Raw genomic sequence first — 5,663 nt, 5'->3', positions numbered from 1 at the left:
TACCATGTCCCGCAGAAAAACATCGGGCACATCACGCCCATTCAGGCGCTTAAGGATTGGCACAAAAAACAACCGGAATTATTCAAAAAGAAAATCTATGATCTATCGGGACTTGACAATTGATGGGTTAGAGCTGATTGTTGGTGCCGAAAATATCTTTGATGAAGAACCCCCATTCTCCAATAAAGAAACAGAAGGTTATGATTTTTCTACTCATGATCCCCGTGGAAGATTTATTTATGGAAGGGTAAACTGGCGTTTCTAGTCAGTTGATTCCCAGTAAACTGAACAGACCCCGAATTGAAGGCCATTTCGGGGTCTGTTTTTTTCCAAAGATTACCACTTGTCATGCATACCGGGCAAACGCATAATCGCCTTTTACCGGATGCGTGCTGCCGTGCTGTCCTGGCAGCGAATCACTCAATATCAAGGTGCTGTTATGGTACGAAATGCGAAAACCCTGCTGCTGGCAACCGCGCTGGGTATGATACTGGGCGCTGGCGCGCAGGCGGCAGGAAACAAACAAAAACTCAAATCAGCTGTCAGTACACAGGAATCTGCTGAAAAGGCGGCCGCTGCCTCGCAGAAAAAGATCGACAGCATCGCCGATCAGACCGATCGCATGCTCACCGAGTACAAGCTGACCATGCGTCAGTATGATGCACTCAAGGGCTATGATGACCAGGTGGCCCGTATCGTCAAATCCCAGAATGAAGAGTTGGCGACCATCGATGCGCAGCTACTTGAGATTGATACCACCAATCAGGGCGTGATTCCTCTTATGGAGCGCATGGTGGACACGCTGGAAAAATTCGTGGCACTGGATGTGCCTTTCCTGCCTGAAGAACGCGCAAAACGCATCGCTGGCCTCAAAGCGCTTCTTGACCGCGCAGATGTGACTGTGTCGGAAAAATACCGCCGCATCATGGAGGCGTATCAGGTAGAGATGGAATATGGACGTACTATCGAAGCCTATACCGATGACCTGTCCGTGAACGGCAAGAAACGTTCGGTGGATTTCTTGCGCATCGGCCGCATGACGCTCATGTATCAGACCCTGGACAAGAAGGAAACCGCTGTCTGGGACAACAAGAAAAGAGCCTGGCAGATATTGCCTGAAGAATACCGCAAGCCCGCCATGCTGGGGTTGCGCATCGCTCGCAAGCAGGCGCCGCCTGACCTGATCAAGCTTCCCGTACCTGCACCGGAGACAGCCCAATGAAAAAAACAAGAATGATACTGGTTCTGCTGTTTGCCGCGCTGTTTTCCACTACCGCCTTTTCTGCGCAAAGCCTTGACGCCCTGCTGAAGGAGGTCAAGCAGGCCAAGGCGGAAGAAGCTCGCATGAACAAGCAGCGGGAAGCGGAATTCCTCAAAGACAAGAAAAAGCAGGCACAGCTGCTGGCCAATGCGAAGGCCAAACTGGCGGCCGAGAAGGCACGGGGTGAGCAACTCAAGAAGCAGTTCGATGAAAACGAACAGAAGCTTGCAGAAGCGGAAGAGACGCTGGAACGGCGTCAGGGCAACCTGGGTGAGTTGTTTGGTGTCGTGCGCCAGGTAGCTGGTGATGTGGCCGGCGTTCTCGATGCCTCCCTGGTCTCCGCCCAGTATCCCGGTCGCACCAAGGAACTGGTGCGCATGAGCAACGAGAAAAAGCTGCCATCCATACCCGAGCTGGAAGAACTCTGGTACCAGATGCAGCACGAAATGACCGAGTCCGGCAAGGTCGTGAAATACAAGGATGCGGTAGTCGCCGTGGATGGCACCGAGAGCCAGCAGGAAGTGGTGCGGGTTGGCGTGTTCAACGCCGTTTCCAATGGCAAGTTCCTCCGTTATCTGACAGAGACCGATCAGCTCATCATCCTGCCCCGCCAGCCTGCCGCCCGCTTTACACGCCTGGCGAAAGGGCTGCAGGAAGCGACCAGTGGCATCGTGCCTATGGCGGTCGATCCGTCACGCGGATCCATCCTGAACCTGCTGGTACAGGCGCCCGACCTGAAAGAACGTGTCGCTCAGGGAAAGGAAGTGGGCTACATTATTATCGGTCTGGCCATCTTCGGCTTCCTTCTCGCCCTGTACCGTTTCATCGCCCTGGGAATAACCAGTCTGAAAGTGCGCTCCCAGCTCAAGCATGCGGATACGCCCAAGAAGAACAACCCTCTCGGAAGGGTGCTGCTGTCCTGGTATGACAACAAAGATGCAGATCTGGAAACACTGGAACGCAAGGTGGATGAAGCGGTTATCAAGGAGGTGCCCAAGCTGCAGCGCGGTCTTTCCATCCTGAAGATTCTCGCCGTCATCGCACCGCTGCTGGGTCTGCTGGGTACGGTCACCGGTATGATCCAGACTTTCCAGTCCATCACCCTGTTCGGTACGGGTGATCCCAAGCTCATGGCCGGTGGTATCTCCCAGGCCCTGATCACAACGGTGTTGGGTCTGATGGCGGCCATTCCCCTGACCTTCCTACATGCCCTCGTTTCGGCGCGCAGCAAGGCGCTGGTGCAGGTGCTTGAAGAGCAGAGCGCAGGCATTATCGCGCGCCATGCGGAGAAGCTTCACAGCTGACCATGAATATCAAGTACGCACTCATCGGGGTACTCGAGAGCATCCGTGATTTCATGGAGGCAGGGGGGGCGGTGCTGTGGATCATACTGGTCACAGCCTTCCTCATGTGGATACTGATCATCGAGCGTTACTGGTTTATACGGCTGACCTATCCCGGTCTGGTAAAGGCTGCGGTCAGGCAGTGGGACGAGCGCAAGGATCACCATACCTGGTATGCACACCGCATTCGCGATGAGCTGATCTCACGCGTCTCCGCCCAGCTGCACCGGGGTCTGATACTGCTGAATACACTGGTGGCCCTGTGTCCGCTCATGGGGCTGCTGGGTACGGTATTCGGCATGGTGCAGGTGTTCGATATCATGGCCATCACCGGCAGCGGCAACGCCCGCCTGATGGCTTCCGGCATCTCCATGGCAACCATCCCGACGATGGCGGGCATGGTCGTTGCCCTGTCCGGGCTGTATTTCAGTGCCCGGCTAAAATTTCATGCAGACTATCTGACGCAAATGGCGGCGGACAACCTGCACATTTCCGATACGAAAGCGGTGAAGAAAAAATGAGACGCAGATACTGTCAAGATGACGATGAAGCAACCATTGACCTGACGCCCCTGATGGATATCGTGTTCATCATGCTGATCTTCTTTATCGTGACCACGTCTTTCATCAAGGAGTCCGGCGTCGATGTGAACCGGCCCAGCGCCAACACGGCCGAGCGTAAAGAACATGGCAATATTCTCATCGCCATCACGGCCAACGATGAAATCTGGATGGACAAACGGCCCGTGGACATTCGCGCCGTGCGCGCCAATGTGGAGCGGCTGAAGGCAGAAAGCCCGGAGGCTTCTGTAGTCATCCAGGCGGACAAGGATTCCAAGAATGGCCTGCTAGTGCAGGTCATGGATCAGGTGTATCTGGCGGGCATACTGAACATCTCCATCGCGGCGGTCAAGGACTGACATGCTGCTGCGCCTGCCCTTTGCCATCCTTCTGGCGGCGCTGGTATCCCTGGCGCTGTTTTATGCCATGTACTTTATGATCAGCCAGGGCAAGGGTGATCTCAACAAGGCAGCGGATTACTCCGTGGTTGATTTCGTGCGCCTCAAGCACGATTCAGAAACCCGGGTGAAGAAACGGGTTATCCCCAAGAAACCACCGCTGCCGAAAACACCGCCACCGCCGCCTGAACTGCAGGTGGAACAGAACGATGCCGTGGCCATGCCCAACCTGCAGATGGACATGCCCCGTCTATCCACTTCCGGCGTGGCCGGTGGACCCTTTATCGGCGGCGTTGGCCGTGGCGGCACCGGTGTCTCCCAGGGGGACGGTGATCTGATTCCTCTGGTGAAGATCGCACCGCGCTATCCCCGCAAGGCGGCTGTTGCAGGCAAGGAAGGCTGGGTGAAAGTGGAATTCACGGTGACCGAGTTGGGTACCGTTACCGATGTAAAGATCCTCGATTCCAAGCCCCGGCGCCTGTTCGACCGCGCCGCCAAGAGAGCCATTCTGAAGTGGAAGTTCAAGCCCCGCGTCGTGGATGGCAAGCCTGTGCCACGCCGGGCGGTGCAGACTATTGAATTCAAACTGGCGGAGGACGGCTGATGAAGGTGCTAAAGGCATTGTTCCTCGTGGGGCTTCTGCTGGCTGGCCAGGCTTTTGCCGCCACCCTCAGCGAGCGCACCTACAAGCGCCTGACCGCCATCCACGAACTCATGGGGGAGAACAAGTACAGCGAAGCGCTGAAACGCCTGGATGATCTGCTGCCCAGGGTGCGCAAGCACAAGTATGAATATGCCACCATCATGCAGACCTACGGGTTTGCCTATGCTGCGCAGGACAAATACAGAAAAGCCATTAAGGCTTTCAATGAGGCGCTGAATACGGAAGCCCTGCCGGATCAGGTGCAGCAGAGCATGCGCTACAACCTGGCCCAGCTGTACGCGGCGGTACCGGACTGGAAATCCGCCGCCAGGGCCTATGAACAATGGCTGGCGTCCGCAGAAAAACCTTCCGCCGACAGCTATGCTTTCGGTGCCACCATCTACGCCCAGCTGAAGCAGTATGGCAAGGCCATTCCGAAGATCAGGAAGGCCATTTCCATGACAAGCAAACCGCGGGAAAACTGGTATCAGCTGCTGCTGTCCATGCTGTACCAGAAGAAGCAATATGCCGAGGCGGCCAATGTACTGGAATCCATGGTCGCTTTCTGGCCCGAAAAAAAGCAGTACTGGAAGCAGCTGTCCGGCGTCTATTTCACGCTGAAGAAAAACCGCCGATCTCTGGCGGTGCTGGAGCTGGCGCACAAGCAGGGGTTCCTGGAGAAAGAGCGCGAGCTCATGAATCTGGTCAACATGTACCTGCTGCAGAACATTCCCTACAAGGCGGCCAGGATCCTGGAGAAGGAGATGAAAGCCGGGCGTATCGCACGCACGGGCAAGAACCTGCAGAAGCTGGGCGAAGCCTGGATGCGCGCCAAGGAAACGGACGAAGCCCTCAGGGAGCTGCAGGCCGCCGCCCAAGAGCAGCAAAAGGGCGTGCTGTTCCTGCGTCTCGCCCAGTTGTACACCGACAAGGAGAACTGGTCCAAGGTGATCGAGTTGACCAACAAGGCCCTGTCCGCAGGCGGCCTGAAGCATCCCGGAGATGCCTTCATGCTCAGGGGCATGGCGCAGTACGAAACCGGCAAGAGGCAGGCAGCGCTGATGAGTTTTTCCAAGGCCAGCAAGTATGCCAAGTCCAAGCATCAGGCGAACCAGTGGATCACCCATATCAAGAGCGGCGGCGTATAAGCCATACCAACCAGGTAGGATGCGGTGAGGCACGAACCGCATCAAGAGCGTGCCGGTGTATCCCGATGCGGTTCGCAGGCTCACCACATCCTACCAAATTCAGCCCTTATGCAGTGCCAGGTAGCCAGTCGATCATGCCTATTGGGGCCGACGGTGTTCGCCAGCAATGATGCCGTAATTAAAACTTGGTAGTAACTACTCACCCCTAAGATGAGTACAAGCCTGCCTCCATGGATCTACAATCGCTTTTTCATGTCTGTAGAGGCTTGACATCATAGTACGCCGAGTCTATGCTATTGACCCAACACAT

General features: G+C 55.8%; 7 protein-coding genes and 1 pseudogene. All 8 read left to right on the top strand.

What is annotated here, in order from left to right; all coding sequences use genetic code 11:
* Positions 1-123: pseudogene (locus tag ACOCD2_RS11245) on the top strand (IS481 family transposase); the annotation flags it as partial.
* A complete protein-coding gene (locus ACOCD2_RS11240; protein ID WP_293652595.1) occupies positions 98-265 on the top strand; it encodes a hypothetical protein in 168 nt (55 codons plus the stop codon). The pseudogene ACOCD2_RS11245 and the gene ACOCD2_RS11240, both read left to right, overlap by 26 nt.
* A 174-nt stretch (positions 266-439) precedes the next feature.
* On the top strand, positions 440-1,222 hold the full coding sequence (locus ACOCD2_RS11235) for a DUF3450 domain-containing protein (RefSeq protein WP_293647733.1): 783 nt from the start codon (positions 440-442) through the stop codon (positions 1,220-1,222).
* Positions 1,219-2,565: a MotA/TolQ/ExbB proton channel family protein gene (locus ACOCD2_RS11230; protein ID WP_293647735.1), complete on the top strand. Its 1,347-nt coding sequence runs from the start codon at positions 1,219-1,221 to the stop codon at positions 2,563-2,565. The genes ACOCD2_RS11235 and ACOCD2_RS11230 overlap by 4 nt, the downstream gene beginning before the upstream one ends.
* A 2-nt stretch (positions 2,566-2,567) precedes the next feature.
* The gene (locus tag ACOCD2_RS11225; RefSeq protein WP_293647737.1) at positions 2,568-3,125 is read left to right on the top strand and encodes a MotA/TolQ/ExbB proton channel family protein; all 558 of its coding nucleotides are present in this window, start codon (positions 2,568-2,570) and stop codon (positions 3,123-3,125) included.
* Entirely contained in the window at positions 3,122-3,523 is a 402-nt protein-coding gene (locus ACOCD2_RS11220) for an ExbD/TolR family protein (RefSeq protein ID WP_293647739.1), read from the top strand. The genes ACOCD2_RS11225 and ACOCD2_RS11220 overlap by 4 nt, the downstream gene beginning before the upstream one ends.
* 1 nt (position 3,524) lies before the next feature.
* Positions 3,525-4,166: an energy transducer TonB gene (locus ACOCD2_RS11215; RefSeq protein ID WP_293647741.1), complete on the top strand. Its 642-nt coding sequence runs from the start codon at positions 3,525-3,527 to the stop codon at positions 4,164-4,166.
* Positions 4,166-5,353: a tetratricopeptide repeat protein gene (locus ACOCD2_RS11210; RefSeq protein ID WP_293647743.1), complete on the top strand. Its 1,188-nt coding sequence runs from the start codon at positions 4,166-4,168 to the stop codon at positions 5,351-5,353. The genes ACOCD2_RS11215 and ACOCD2_RS11210 overlap by 1 nt, the downstream gene beginning before the upstream one ends.
* The last annotated feature ends 310 nt before the right edge of the window (positions 5,354-5,663 follow it).

This window comes from Thiolapillus sp. (genome assembly GCF_048562965.1).
In the GTDB taxonomy this organism is placed as follows: Bacteria; Pseudomonadota; Gammaproteobacteria; order Chromatiales; family Chromatiaceae; genus Thiolapillus; species Thiolapillus brandeum_A.
This window is presented reverse-complemented; position numbering and strand designations above follow the sequence as displayed.